This window comes from Actinomadura sp. DC4 (assembly GCF_030406325.1).
Classification (GTDB): Bacteria; Actinomycetota; Actinomycetes; order Streptosporangiales; family Streptosporangiaceae; genus Actinoallomurus.
In genome coordinates this window covers 330,990-343,768 of record NZ_JAUEQY010000004.1, presented here as the reverse complement: position 1 = coordinate 343,768, position 12,779 = coordinate 330,990, and the positions used below count along the sequence as shown (strand labels likewise).

General features: G+C 72.4%; 14 protein-coding genes. 7 read left to right on the top strand and 7 right to left on the bottom strand.

Annotated elements, in window-relative coordinates; translation table 11 throughout:
* Positions 1-5 precede the first annotated feature (5 nt).
* Positions 6-527 carry a hypothetical protein gene (locus QWU11_RS08925; RefSeq protein ID WP_290104580.1) on the top strand — a complete coding sequence of 174 codons (522 nt, stop codon included), beginning with the start codon at positions 6-8 and terminating at the stop codon, positions 525-527.
* A gap of 2 nt (positions 528-529) precedes the next feature.
* Here the strand turns inward: QWU11_RS08925 and QWU11_RS08920 are convergent, their stop codons facing one another.
* Entirely contained in the window at positions 530-1,444 is a 915-nt protein-coding gene (locus QWU11_RS08920) for an RNA polymerase sigma-70 factor (protein WP_290104579.1), read from the bottom strand.
* 101 nt (positions 1,445-1,545) lie between these two features.
* Between QWU11_RS08920 and QWU11_RS08915 the strand changes: the two genes are divergently transcribed.
* The 4 genes from QWU11_RS08915 to QWU11_RS08900 all read left to right on the top strand — a co-directional run bounded on the left by QWU11_RS08915 (position 1,546) and on the right by QWU11_RS08900 (position 5,523).
* Positions 1,546-2,934, top strand: a complete 1,389-nt coding sequence (locus QWU11_RS08915) for a CBS domain-containing protein (protein WP_290104578.1) — start codon at positions 1,546-1,548, stop codon at positions 2,932-2,934.
* A gap of 14 nt (positions 2,935-2,948) precedes the next feature.
* Positions 2,949-3,461, top strand: coding sequence for a DUF1003 domain-containing protein (locus QWU11_RS08910; RefSeq protein WP_290104577.1), 513 nt, complete (start codon positions 2,949-2,951; stop codon positions 3,459-3,461).
* A gap of 70 nt (positions 3,462-3,531) precedes the next feature.
* Positions 3,532-4,668 (top strand): Mrp/NBP35 family ATP-binding protein, encoded by a 1,137-nt coding sequence (locus tag QWU11_RS08905; protein ID WP_290104576.1) that lies wholly within the window; start codon positions 3,532-3,534, stop codon positions 4,666-4,668.
* A gap of 57 nt (positions 4,669-4,725) precedes the next feature.
* Positions 4,726-5,523 carry a glycoside hydrolase family 16 protein gene (locus QWU11_RS08900; RefSeq protein ID WP_290104575.1) on the top strand — a complete coding sequence of 266 codons (798 nt, stop codon included), beginning with the start codon at positions 4,726-4,728 and terminating at the stop codon, positions 5,521-5,523.
* A gap of 3 nt (positions 5,524-5,526) precedes the next feature.
* On the opposite strand, the gene QWU11_RS08895 is transcribed toward QWU11_RS08900, so the two are convergent.
* The 5 genes from QWU11_RS08895 to sigE form a co-directional block, all read right to left on the bottom strand.
* A complete protein-coding gene (locus QWU11_RS08895; protein WP_290104574.1) occupies positions 5,527-5,853 on the bottom strand; it encodes a sec-independent translocase in 327 nt (108 codons plus the stop codon).
* 97 nt (positions 5,854-5,950) lie between these two features.
* Positions 5,951-7,471: a trypsin-like peptidase domain-containing protein gene (locus tag QWU11_RS08890; RefSeq protein ID WP_290104573.1), complete on the bottom strand. Its 1,521-nt coding sequence runs from the start codon at positions 7,469-7,471 to the stop codon at positions 5,951-5,953.
* 168 nt (positions 7,472-7,639) lie between these two features.
* Entirely contained in the window at positions 7,640-8,710 is a 1,071-nt protein-coding gene (locus QWU11_RS08885; RefSeq protein ID WP_290104572.1) for a sigma-E factor regulatory protein RseB domain-containing protein, read from the bottom strand.
* On the bottom strand, positions 8,707-9,240 hold the full coding sequence (locus QWU11_RS08880) for a zf-HC2 domain-containing protein (RefSeq protein ID WP_290104571.1): 534 nt from the start codon (positions 9,238-9,240) through the stop codon (positions 8,707-8,709). Before QWU11_RS08880 ends, QWU11_RS08885 begins: the two co-directional genes overlap by 4 nt.
* 91 nt (positions 9,241-9,331) lie before the next feature.
* On the bottom strand, positions 9,332-9,946 hold the full coding sequence (gene sigE / locus QWU11_RS08875; protein ID WP_290104570.1) for an RNA polymerase sigma factor SigE: 615 nt from the start codon (positions 9,944-9,946) through the stop codon (positions 9,332-9,334).
* Between the two features lie 109 nt (positions 9,947-10,055).
* On the opposite strand from sigE, the gene QWU11_RS08870 reads away from it, so the two are divergent.
* Both QWU11_RS08870 and QWU11_RS08865 read left to right on the top strand, forming a co-directional pair.
* Complete coding sequence (locus tag QWU11_RS08870; RefSeq protein WP_290104569.1) at positions 10,056-10,709, top strand: O-methyltransferase; 654 nt, start codon at positions 10,056-10,058, stop codon at positions 10,707-10,709.
* The gene (locus QWU11_RS08865; RefSeq protein ID WP_290104568.1) at positions 10,706-11,290 is read left to right on the top strand and encodes a hypothetical protein; all 585 of its coding nucleotides are present in this window, start codon (positions 10,706-10,708) and stop codon (positions 11,288-11,290) included. The genes QWU11_RS08870 and QWU11_RS08865 overlap by 4 nt, the downstream gene beginning before the upstream one ends.
* Here the strand turns inward: QWU11_RS08865 and QWU11_RS08860 are convergent.
* Positions 11,277-12,737: a leucyl aminopeptidase gene (locus QWU11_RS08860; protein ID WP_290104567.1), complete on the bottom strand. Its 1,461-nt coding sequence runs from the start codon at positions 12,735-12,737 to the stop codon at positions 11,277-11,279. The genes QWU11_RS08865 and QWU11_RS08860 overlap by 14 nt on opposite strands.
* Between the last annotated feature and the right edge of the window lie 42 nt (positions 12,738-12,779).

Genomic DNA, 12,779 nt, shown 5'->3' with positions numbered 1-12,779 from the left:
CGGGCGTGGACATCGCGGCACTGGTCGAGGAGGCCACCAAGAAGTCGGGTTTGCTGTGGCTGGCGCTGCCCGGCCTGCCCCAGCCCCGTACGGCCTGGCACATCTGGCACACCGGCCCGGACGGCGAGGGCGCGGCCTACGTCGTCACCGGCGGCATCGAGCAGCCGCTGCCGGGGCTGCCGGAGGCCGAGCGGGTCACCGTGACGGTCCGCAGCAAGGACAAGGGCGGCCGGCTGGTCTCCTGGGTCGCCGACGTCGCCCAGGTCGAGCCCGGCTCGGAGGAGTGGGACGCGATCGCCCCGCTGCTCGCCAAGGCCCGGCTCAACGCCCCGGACGGCGAACACCAGATCGAGCGGTGGGCGGAGGAGGCGTACATCATCCGCCTCACGCCGAGCGGCGAGGTGCCCGAGTCGCCGGGCGGCATGCCCGCCGACTACGCTGCCGTGCGCCCAGGCGGCGGACCGGCCACGACCACGGGCCGCGGCCCCTTCATGATCGGTGCCCGGCGGCGGCGCTCCGACCGCTGACGTCAGCGTTCGAGCGGCACCTCACGGCGCTCGGCGACGGTCTGCAGCTTGTCCGGGTTGGCGATCAGGTGGATCGCGTGGATCCGGCCCTCGGAGACCTCCGCCGCCATCGCGCTGAGCACCGTCCCGCCGCCGCGGATGACCACGCCGGGCACGCCGTTGACGTCGACGAACTCGACCGTCATGTCCTCCTGCTCCACGCCGTCGTAGGGGCGCTGCGCAATGCCGGCCATGAAGCGGCCCACCTGCGTCGCGCCCACGATCGGGCGGCGCGCCGCCGTGCGCTTGCCGCCGCCGTCCGAGACCAGCACGACGTCGGGGGCGAGCACCGCGAGCAGGCGGTCCAGGTCGCCGCCGACCATGGCGGACAGGAGCTCCTCCGTCACGCGGCGCTGCTCGGCGCGGCCCGCCGTGAAGCGCGACCGCCGCTCCGCGACGTGCTGCCGGGCCCGGTGCGCGACCTGCCGCACGCTCGCCTCGGAGCGGTCGAGGGTGGTGGCGATCTCGGCGTGGGAGAAGTCGAACACCTCGCGCAGCACGAACACCGCGCGTTCGAGCGGCGACAGCGTCTCCAGCACGACCAGCATCGCCAGCGAGACCGACTCGGTCAGCTCGACGTCCTCGGCGACGTCGGGCGCGGTGAGGACCGGTTCGGGCAGCCACGGCCCGACGTAGGACTCGCGCCGGACCTGGGCCGAGCGCAGGCGGTCGATCGCGGTGTTGGTGACGATGCGCACCAGGTAGGCCTTGGGGTCCTTCACCATCGCGCGGTCGGCGCCGGACCAGCGCAGCCAGGTGTCCTGGACGACGTCCTCGGCGTCGGCGACCGTGCCCAGCATGCGGTACGCCACCGAGAAGAGCAGGCCCCGGCAGTCCTCGAACGTCTTCGTGCCGGTGTCGTCGTTCGGCTCGTCCACGCGCTCCCCCGTCGGTCTGTTTCCATCGTGTCATCCTCCGGCGGGGGCGGTATAGATCACGCTTGACCGGGAGACCGCACGCGCATCGGTAGCCTTCGAGCATGACCGCAACGCCATCGCGGGTGTTCGTTGCGCGCTTGGCCGGAATCGCGGTGTTCGACCCCGCCGGGGACCAGATCGGCCGCGTGCGCGACGTCGTCGTCGTACTCCGGCCACCGCCGCGACCGCCAAGAGTGCTCGGCCTCGTGGTCGAGGTGCCCCCGCACCGCCTCGTCTTCCTGCCGATCACCCGGGTGACCAACATCGACGCCGGCGCCGTGATCTTCGACGGCCGCATCAACATGCGCCGGTTCGAGAAGCGCGGCTCCGAGACCCTCGCCCTCGGCGAGATGCTCGACCGCCGGGTCGAGCTGGCCGATTCGGGGGACCACGTCGTGGTGATCGACCTCGGCATGGAGCAGACCCGCAGCCGTGACTGGCTGATCACCAAGGTGGCCGTGCACCGTTCGGGCGGCGGCCTGTCCGGGCACGGGCACCGGTGGGCGGGCGGAGGACGCGGCACGGGCGCCCGGCTGAGCCTCCGGAGGCGGCGCGGCGAGACCTTCGTGGTCGAGTGGGCCGCGATCAGCGGTCTCGGCATGCCCGAGGAGGGGCAGGGAGCGGCCAGCCTGATCGCGGCGTTCGAGCGGATGCGCGCGCCCGACCTGGCCAACGTCGTGCACGAGCTGTCGGCCAAGCGGCGCGCCGAGGTGGCCGCGGCCCTCGACGACCGGCGCCTGGCCGACGTCCTGGAGGAGCTGCCCGAGGACGACCAGGTGGAGATCCTCGGCAAGCTCGAGCTGGACCGCGCCGCGGACGTCCTGGAGGAGATGGGCCCCGACGACGCGGCCGACCTGCTCGGCGAGCTGCCGTCGGAGCAGCGGGAGCGGCTGCTGGCGCTGATGCAGCCCGAGGACGCCGCGCCGCTGCGCCGGCTGCTCAGCTACGCCGACAACACCGCGGGCGGCATGATGACCAGCGAACCGGTGATCGTCCCGCCGGACGCGACCGTGGCCGAGGCCCTCGCGCAGATCCGCAACCCCGACCTGAACCCCGCGCTGGCCGCGCAGGTGTACGTCTGCCGGGCGCCGAACGAGACGCCGACCGGCCGCTACCTCGGCACGGTCCACTTCCAGCGGTTGCTCCGCGAGCCGCCGCCCACGCTCGTCAGCGCGATCTGCGACACCGAGCTCGACCCGCTGCGGCCCGGGCTCCCCCTCGAGGCGGTCTCCAACTACCTGGCCACCTACAACCTGGTGTCCGTGCCGATCGTGGACGTCAACGGCCGCCTGCTCGGCGCGGTGACCGTCGACGACGTCCTCGACCACCTGCTGCCCGACGACTGGCGCGAGAGCGTCATGGAGACCGACGCGGAGATCGACGAAGAGGAAGAGGCCCTGCGCGACGCCGAGGCGGCCCGCGCGGCCGAGAACGGCGACCCGCTCCAGTAGAAGGAAGTGGCGATATGAGCACCGGCCTCGATCGGGTGCGGGACCGCCGCATGGGGCGTCTCGACCAGCCCCGGGAGATCCGTCGTGCACTGGTCCCCCGGCTGTACTACGACCCCGAGGCGTTCGGGCAGTTCTCCGAGCGCATCGCGCGTTTCCTCGGCACCGCCCGTTTCCTCGTCTACATGACGGTGTTCGTCCTGCTGTGGTTCGCCTGGAACATCCTCGCGCCCGTGAGCTGGCGGTTCGACCCGTACCCCTTCATATTCTTGACCCTCATGCTGTCGCTGCAGGCCTCGTACGCGGCCCCGCTGATCCTGCTGGCCCAGAACCGCCAGGACGACCGGGACCGCGTGCAGTACGAGGGCGACCGCGCGCGGGACGAGCGCAGCGTCTCCGACACCGAGTACCTCACCCGGGAGGTGGCCGGCCTGCGCATGGCGATGGCCGACGTCGCCACCCGTGACTGGATCCGGGACGAGCTCCAGCACCTGCTGAAAGAGCTCGAGAACCGCCGCCGGGAAGGGTGACCTTGGCGACATCCGCGTTCTCGGCGCACATGAGTTCGCCGGGCGCTTGTCGGCTCAATACCATGGGCACATGGCCTCCCCCACGATCGAGCAGGTGAACGCGGCGCTCGCTACGGTGAACGACCCGGAGATCCGGCGTCCCATCACCGAGCTGGACATGATCAAGGGCGTCGACGTGTCGCCCGAGGGCAGCGTGACCGTAGGGGTGTTCCTGACGGTCGCGGGATGCCCGATGCGCGACACGATCACGCGTGACGTCACCGCCGCCGTCTCCCGCCTGCCCGGCGTCGCGGGTGTGCAGGTGGACCTCGACGTCATGAGCGAGGAGCAGCGCCAGGCGCTGCAGACCAAGCTCCGCGGCGGCCAGGCGGCGAAGGAGATCCCCTTCGCCAAGCCCAGCTCCACGACCCGCGTGTACGCCGTGGCGAGCGGCAAGGGCGGCGTCGGCAAGTCCTCGGTGACGGTCAACCTGGCCGCGGCGCTGGCCGCCCAGGGCCGCAAGGTCGGCGTGGTCGACGCCGACATCTACGGCCACTCGGTGCCGCGCATGCTCGGCGTGACCGGCCGGCCGACCCAGGTCGAGCAGATGATCATGCCGCCCAACGCTCACGGCGTGAAGGTCATCTCGATCGGCATGTTCACCGAGGGCAACTCCCCGGTCGTGTGGCGCGGGCCCATGCTGCACCGGGCGCTGCAGCAGTTCCTGGCCGACGTCTACTGGGGCGACCTCGACGTTCTCCTCATGGACCTGCCCCCGGGCACCGGCGACATCGCCATCTCGGTGGCCCAGCTGCTCCCGTCGGCGGAGATCCTGGTGGTGACCACGCCGCAGCAGGCCGCCGCCGAGGTGGCCGAGCGGGCGGGCGCGATCTCGGCGCAGACCCACCAGACGGTCGCCGGCGTGATCGAGAACATGTCCTACTTCCCGTGCCCGCACTGCGGCGAGCCGGTCGACGTGTTCGGCTCCGGCGGCGGCCAGGCCGTGGCCGACGCGCTCACCCGTACGCTCGGCACCTCCGTCCCGCTGCTCGGTCAGGTGCCGATCGACGTACGCCTGCGCGAGGGCGGCGACGAGGGCCGCCCGATCGTGCTGGACGACCCGGACGCGCCCGCCTCCAAGGAGCTCCGCGGCATCGCCGACAAGATCTCCGGGCGGGCCAAGAGCCTGCGCGGCCGGCAGCTTGGGCTCAGCCCGAATCGCGGTTGACCAACGCGAGGGCGTGTTTCCGCTTGACGCGGAGCAACGGCATGATTACGTGGACGTATGGCATTCGACGGGGTCATACGGGGGGCCGCGGCCGCGGTGACGCTGGCGGTCGCGGCCGGCACAGGCGGATGTAGCGGTCATTCTTCACACGTAACGCAGAGCGGAAACGGCGGTCACGGGGGTGGCAAGCCGGCCGGATACTCCAAGATCTGGGGCGCGCCCGTGCTGTCGGACGACTTCGGCGGCACCCGGCTCGACACGCGCAAGTGGCAGGTCTACCAGGCCCCGGACGCGTCCTCCCACCGCGGCGTCGCCGCCGGCACCCACGTCTCCGGCGGGCAGCTCACCCTCGTGGGCGGCCTGTACGACGGCAAGGACCAGGGCGCGGGCGTCATCTCCGACCTCGCCCAGACCTACGGACGCTGGGAGGCCCGCCTGCGGTCCGACCCGGGCGCCGGCTACTCCGCCACCGCGTTCCTGTGGCCGCTGACCATGGGCCACCCGGAGTACGCCGAGATCGACTTCGCCGAGATCCTCGGCGCCGACCGCCGCAGCGGGGGCCTGTTCATCCACCACGGACCGGACGACCGGCAGGTCCAGCGCACCATCCACACCGACTTCACCAAGTGGCACACCGTGGCCGTCGACTGGCTTCCGGACCACGTGACGTTCTGGACCGACGGCAAGAAGACCTGGACGTACAAGGGGTCCTTCGTCCCGAGGCGGTCCCAGATGCAGCTCTATCTGCGCAACGAGATGCGCAGCGGTTTCCGCCGCACGTCGCACACGCCGGACAAGATCACGATGCAGGTCGACTGGATCCGGGTGTACCGCCCGCCCGCGACGAGCCGGTGAGGCTCAGGTCGCCTCGGTATCGTACGGCGGGCGCTCGCCGAAGGGCAGCAGCGGATCCTCCGTCATGACCGACGGCTCGTCGAAGTCGTCCATGTCGTCGAGCAGGTGCTTGCGGACGAACCGGCGCGGATTGAGGTCGGCGACGTCGAAGTCGGCGAACTCCGGGCCCAGGCCGTCGCGCAGATCCTCCTTGGCGCTGTTGGCCATCGTCCGTAGCTGCCGCAGCGCCCGCCCCGCCTGGGAGGCGACCTTCGGCAACTGGTCGGGACCGAAGATGACCAGGGCAAGCACGACGAGGAGCAGTGCCTCACCGAGTCCTACGTCGAACACCCGATCCTCCACTGGTGGCCCGCGGCCCCGTTCACCGAGGCCGCCGATGCCAGCTTAACCGCGCTCCGCCTCACCCGTCGCCGGGGAGGCGGGCGCGTCAGTTGCCCGCGCCCAGTGTGAGCACGGTCGTCGCGTGCTGCGCGCCCCGCGTGTAGGCGATCTGCACGCGCTGGCCCGGGGCCTTGGCGCGGATGGCCATGATCAGCTCGTCCGACCCGGTGATCGTCTTGCCGTCGAAGGAGGTGATGATGTCGCCGGCCTTCAGGCCGGCCTTCTGCGCCGGGCCGCCCGCCACGATCGTGCCGCCCTTGCAGGTCGACTGGGAGCCGTCCGTGGCGATCCGGGCGCCGCCGCCCTGGTAGGACATGTCGAGGCAGGCGCCGATGATCGGGTGGGTGGCCTTGCCGCCGCTGATCAGCTGTTCGGCGACCCGCTTGACCTGGTTGCTCGGGATCGCGAAGCCGAGGCCGATGCTGCCGCTCTGCTGCTTGTCGCTGCCGAGCGTCTGGCTGCCGAGCGTGGCGATCGCGGAGTTGACCCCGATGACCTGGCCCTTGGCGTCGACGAGCGGGCCTCCGGAGTTGCCGGGGTTGATCGCCGCGTCGGTCTGCACCGCGTTGATGAAGGCGGACTCGCCGCCCTCCCCGCTGGTGCTGACCGGCCGGTTGAGCGCGCTGACGATGCCCGTCGTGACGGTGCCGGCCAGGCCGAGCGGCGAGCCGATGGCGATCACGGGGTCGCCGACCGCGAGGTCGTCGGAGTTGCCGAGCGTGAGCGACTTGCGGCCGCCGAGGGTGCCGGGCTTGATCACCGCGATGTCGGAGGTCGGGTCGTGCCCGACGATGGTGGCGGTGGTGGTCTTGCCGTCGTTGAAGACGACCTGCATGTTGCCGCCGTTGACGGCCGGGGCGACCACGTGGTTGTTGGTCACGATGTAGCCGCCGTGCACGATGAAGCCGGTGCCGGCGCCGCCCTCGGTGCCGTTCGAGACCTTGATCATCACAACGCTGGGAACCAGGCGCTGGGCGATGCCGGCGATGGAGCCCGGGTCGCGGTTCTTGCTGCCCGTGGAGTTGGCGCCGCCGCCGAGGTCGACGCTGCCGGTCTTGTCACCACTCGCCATGACGCCGATGCCCGCGCCGAGCGCGCCGGCCAGCAGGGCGACCACGACGGCGACGATGAGGAACACGCCGGTGGAGGGGCCACGGCGCTGTCTCGGCTCCGGAGAGGGCACGGGCGCCCAGTTGGGGCCCGGTCCTCCGGGATAGCCGCCGGCGGCCGTCTGCTGGTGCGGGGGCGGCTGGGTGTTCCAGCCCGTGTACGCGGGACGCTGCTGCGGTTGCTGCTGCCGCTGGCCGTACTGCTGCTCGTAGTGCTGGTGCGGCGTGAAGGCGGGCCGCGGCGGCGCGTCGGATCGGGGGCCGTACGGCGAGGCCGACCCGTTGTCGGGCGGCGTGGCGTACGGCGATGACGAGCCGTTGTCAGGCGGCGCCATGCCCGGCGGCGGACCGGAGGCGAAGGGCTGGTCCTGAGACGCCCCGGCGTAGCCCGTCTCCGGCTCTCGCGTGCGCCGGTCGTCCTGCGGTGGACCCCCGGGCGCGCGGCTGTCTTCCGTCATTGCCTGACTCCTTGCGGACCGCGCATGAACCTGTCGTCGTCGCCCCCACAATGGCGCACCAGGTATGTGGCGAGCATAAGCGACCTTGACGGTGAAAACCGTCGGTTCACGCTCCATCCCCCATGGACGAGTCGATCTGAGCATCCCAGCCAACGGGATCTTTGCAGATCAGTCAAATGGGTTGGCCCAGGACGTAAGACGATTCATCCCCCGTCCCAGACGTTCCCAGAATCCGGTGCCGCCGTGGGGCAGCGCGGCCACCGCGTTGTCCACCACGGGCGGCGGGGCGTCGGCCAGAACCGTGAAGACATAGCCCCGGCTGGCCCACATCGCGCGCTGCTGCACCGTGTCGCGGAGGTAGACCGTACGGCCGCCGCGGGTCGCCTTGCGCCAGTGCGCGACGCTGCTCGCGTCGAGCGTGCCGCGCTGCACGAAGACCGACACCACCGACAGGCCGTCGGAGTAGCTGAGGTGCACGACCGGGCCGTCGCCGTCGAGCTGCCGGGCGTCGTACAGGCTGAGCCGGTCGGGCAGGCCGGACTGCACGGGCCAGCCGTGATAGCGCAGCGAGCCGAGGTCGGCGCCGGCGAGCTGGTGCGCCCAGGGCATCTCGACCGTACGCGGCGCCACCGCGGCCACGACCCGCGCCTTGGGCACCGACGGCCGGATCTCGGTGAAGAACGTGAGGTTGACCTCGCGGCCCTGCTGGTCGAGCAGCTCGCGCCGGAGCATCAGCCCGGTCTCCCGGTCGATGTGGAACCGGCCGGCCGCGGTGCCGTCGGCGCGCCGCGCCTCGATCACCGAGGTGGGACGGCCGGACACCTCGCCCTGCCCGGCGCGGACCACCGCGTAGTTGCGCGCGAGGAGGTCGAGCATCTTCGGCGTGTAGCCGGTGAGCCCGCCGGTGTGCTGGGAGTCGTCGGCCTCGAACATCTGGCCGCCCTGGTCCGCGGTCGTGCTCTGCACCCGCATGCGGGTGCCGTCGCCGGGGACGTGCTCCACCTTGACCAGCGACGTGGTCGCCATCCCGCTGCGGCTCCACGCGGTGATGAACTGCGTGCCCTCGTAGGAGGTCGTGCGGGCGGCGCTCTCGGCGTTGCGGAGCAGCCGCAGCGCCTCGGGGTCGGACCGCAGCCGCGCGCCGCTCGCCGTGTCGCCCGTCGTCACGAACCAGAGCATGAGGAGCGCGGCGGCGATGCCGCCCGCCATCCACGAGTTGCGTGAGGTCCGTTCCGTCACGGGCTATCGCTGGTCTTCTCTGCCGGCTTGGGGTCGGTGAGGGGGACGTCGCCCGAGGTCAGCGCGTGCTCGACGGCGAACTGCTCGATCGACGGCGCCACACGCGGCAGTGAGCGCGGCTCCGAGCCCGCGGCGAAGGCGGCGGAGCCGACGCCGAGTACGGCCAGGGTCGCGGCCCCGGCGAGCAGATAACGGCCGCGCGGCATGCGGCGGCGTGACGTGGCGGCACGCCGTGCGGGACGGGTGTCGCGCGGTCGTGTGGCGGCCGGTACGCGGGTGTGGCCGGGCAGGCGGCGGACGACCGGGGGCAGCGGGCCGCCCGGCTCTCCCATCGCCGTAAGGCGTTCGAGGAGGCTCTCGGCCGGCAGCGCGTCGCCCATGGCGCGAAGGCGCCGCTTGAGCGTGCGCAGCGCGTCGGCTTCGGCCCGGCACTCGTCGCAGGCGGCGAGGTGGTTGAGGGCGCGGTCGCGCTCGTCGTGACCCAGCTCGCCGTCGACGAGGGCGGTGAGACGTTCTCCGAGATGGGTCATGGAACCTCCTTCGTCGACCCCATGCCGTACTCGCCGGATCGCTTGCTCCGCTCGGTCATGGCCTTCTTCGCCGCGGTGTCGCTCGCTTCGGTCATACGGCCTCCCCCGTGGCCTCTGTGGGACCTGCCGCGGTGCGCCGGCGGGGGCCGCGGTGTTCGAGCGCGGCGCGCAGTTGCGCCCTGCCGCGGTGGATGCGGCTGCGGACGGTGCCGAGCTTCACCCCGACGGTCGCCGCGATCTCCTCATAGGACAGGCCCTCGATGTCGCAGAGCACGACGACCGCGCGGTAGTCCGGCGCCAGGCCGTCGAGCGCCGCCTGCACGTCGGCGTCGAGCTTCTTGTCGTCGTAGGCCTGCGCGGGCGTGGGCTCGTGGCCATGGAGCCGCTCGGCGGCGTCGTCGGCCAGGCCCTCGAACCGGATGCGCTGACGGCGGCGCGCCTGGTCGAGGAAGAGGTTGGTGGTGATGCGGTGCAGCCAGCCCTCGAAGGTGCCGGGCTGGTAGTTGGCCAGCGACCGGAACACGCGGACGAAGACCTCCTGCGTGAGGTCCTCGGCGTCGTGCGGGTTGCCCGTGAGACGGAAGGCCAGGCGGTAGACGCGGGTGGAGTGTTCGCGGACGATCTCGTCCCACGTCGGGGGTGTCCAGGCGATGCCGGCGTCCCGCACCGTCTCTCCCCTCTCACGCAAGAGTTCTGCCACCGCCATACTGCCCCGTTTCTTCCTTTCCGCCTACCGGCTGCCGTGGCCCCACTGAAGAACGTGACGGTAGGCGGTGGAGTTCCCCCACCGCAGTAGTCTTTGACCTCGCAGGCTCATGCGGCCCCAAGGAGGAGTCATCGACGCGGTGAAGGCCACTCTGGCCTACGTTGAGCAATACCTCCCTGAGGACGAGGCGCTGCGCGACGCCCGGCAGCGGGGAGAGGACGTCGGAGCCATGCCCATCGGGCCGGGCGCCGGTGCCGCTCTTCGGTTCCTCGCGACCGCCATCAGCGCCCGCACGGTCGTCGAGGTCGGCTCCGGGTGCGGCGTGTCGGGCATCTGGCTGCTGCGCGGCATGCAGAAGGGCGGCGTGCTGACGAGCGTCGACGTCGAGCCGGAGAACCAGCGGCTGGCCCGCGAGGCGTACGCCGAGGCCGGCTTCCCGACCTCGCGCGCCCGGCTCATCACGGGCCGCGCGCTCGACGTGCTGCCGCGGCTCACCGACGGCGCGTACGACCTGGTGTTCTGCGACGCGCTCAAGCAGGAGTACCCCGACTACCTCGCCGAGGCGTTGCGGCTGCTGCGGCCCGGCGGCGTGGTGGCCTTCGACAACGCGCTGTGCGGCGACACGGTCGCCGACCCCACCAACCGCACGCCCGACACCGTCGCGGTGCGCGAGCTCGGCCGCCTCGTACGCGACGACGACCGGCTGACGCCGATGCTCCTGCCGGTCGGGGACGGGCTCCTCGCCGCGGTCAAGGGTGAATGAGAGTACTCCGGCGGCCCGTCGCGGGTGACGTACGGCCGGTGGGGTGCGCCTTCGTGCTGCTCGTCTTCTCGGCCGTCTTCGCGGCGACCGCCGTGCCGGCCCTGCCGGGCATCGGCGCGGTCCTCTACCTGCTGGTCGGCGTGGCCGGGATCGTGCTGTGCGCCGCCGGACTGACCGCGACGGCCGGGCGCCTGCTGGCACGCCGGCCGGTGCTCGAACTCGACGACCGGGGCGTACGCCTGCCGGCGCCGTGGCCGTGGCCTCGTGCCCGCGACCGTTCGCTGGGCTGGACGGACCTGGCCGCGGTGGTGCTGTGGAGCACTCCGGTCCCGCGCGGCCGCCGGGCGCTGGAGGACCACCTGGCGTTCCTGCCCACGAGCGACGGCGCCGATCGGCTGGGCCCGCCGCCGAGCGCGGAGCTGCTGGCGTTGTCCTCCGGTGACCTGCCGGGCGTGCCGACGGCCCACTGGTCGATTCCGATCTCGCCCGGCTGGGACCCCGGCGTGGAGGAGATCCTCGCCGAGATCCGCCGCCGCGCCCTGCCCGCCACGGACCTGCGCGAGCGCCCTAGGCGGAGGTGAGCCAGCGGAGCAGGAGGCGTACGCCGAAGCCCGTGGCTCCCTTGGTGATCTCGCCGTCGTCGGAGGCTGCGCGCGCCGGGCCGGCCACGTCGAGGTGGGCCCACGGGCGCTCGCCCGCGAACTCCCGCAGGAACAGCGCGGCCGTGATCGACCCCGCGCCGAAGCCGCCGCGGCCCGCGTTGGCGACGTCCGCGATGTCGGAGTCGATGGCGGCGCGGTAGTCGTCGACCAGCGGCATCCGCCAGAGGGCCTCGCCGCTCGACTTCCCCGCGCCGATCAGATCCCCGGCGAGCGTCTCGTCCGTGGCGTACAGCGCGCCGTGGCGCGTGCCGAGCGCCACCTTGGCCGCGCCGGTGAGCGTCGCGATGTCGACCACCGCGCTCGCGTCGAGCTCCGCGTCGGCGTACGCGAGCGCGTCGGCGAGGACCAGCCGCCCCTCGGCGTCGGTGTTGAGGACCTCCGAGGTCGTGCCGCCGTAGTGGCGGATGACGTCGCCGGGGCGCATCGCCGAGCCCGACGGCATGTTCTCCGCCGCCGCGACCAGCCCGGTGACCTTGGCCGACACGCCGAGCGCGCGCAGGGCGCCCAGAACCGCGATCACGACGGCGCCGCCCGCCATGTCGGTCTTCATCGTCTTCATGCCCTCGTTGGACTTCAGCGACAACCCGCCGGAGTCGAACGTGATGCCCTTGCCGACGAGCACGATGTGCCGGTCGGCGCCGTCCGGCGCGTAGGTCAGCTCGATCAGCCGGGGCGGCCGCGCGGAGCCGGAGCCGACGGCGACGAGCCCGCCGAAGCCCTCGGTGGCCAGCACGCCCTCGTCGCGTACGCGGACGCTCAGGCCCGCCTCGCCGGCGAGGTCCGACGCCCGGTCGGCCAGCCACTGCGGGGTCTTGTCCAGCGACGTCGTGTTGGTGAGGTCGCGCGCCAGGGTCACCGCGCGGGCGATCGCGGCGCCGCGATCGAGCGCGGCGGAGGACACGTTGACGACGCTGATCGACTCGGCGCCGGGCCGCTTGGCCGGTCCGCCGACGCGGAAGTCGTAGGAGGCGAGCAGCAGTCCCTCCGCGAAGGCCGCGAGAGCCTCGTCATCGGAGGAGGACGGGCCGCCGACGACGACCGCGCCCCGGCCTCTGACCTGCCGTGCGAGGGTGGCGCCCGCCTTGCGGAGCGCGGCCGGTGAGCCGTCGCCCACGCCGAACAGCAACAGCTCGGTGATGCCGTCGCCCATGCGGAACGGCGCGCGTACGACCTCTCCCGGCTCTCCCTTGGCCTCCTCGTGCGCGAGGAGGTCCGCCGCGCCGAGCGCGAACATGCCCGCGAGGCCGTCCGCGTACGCGGGGTCCACCTCGGGGCCGGGCCGTACGGGGACCGCGACCGCCTCGGCCGACCCCGCCGCGTTCCGGATCGTCTCGTCGAACGCGCGGAGCTGCGTCTGTAGTGGCACGTTCCCTCTCTCAATGAGCAGCGAGGCCCCGGCATCCGCCGG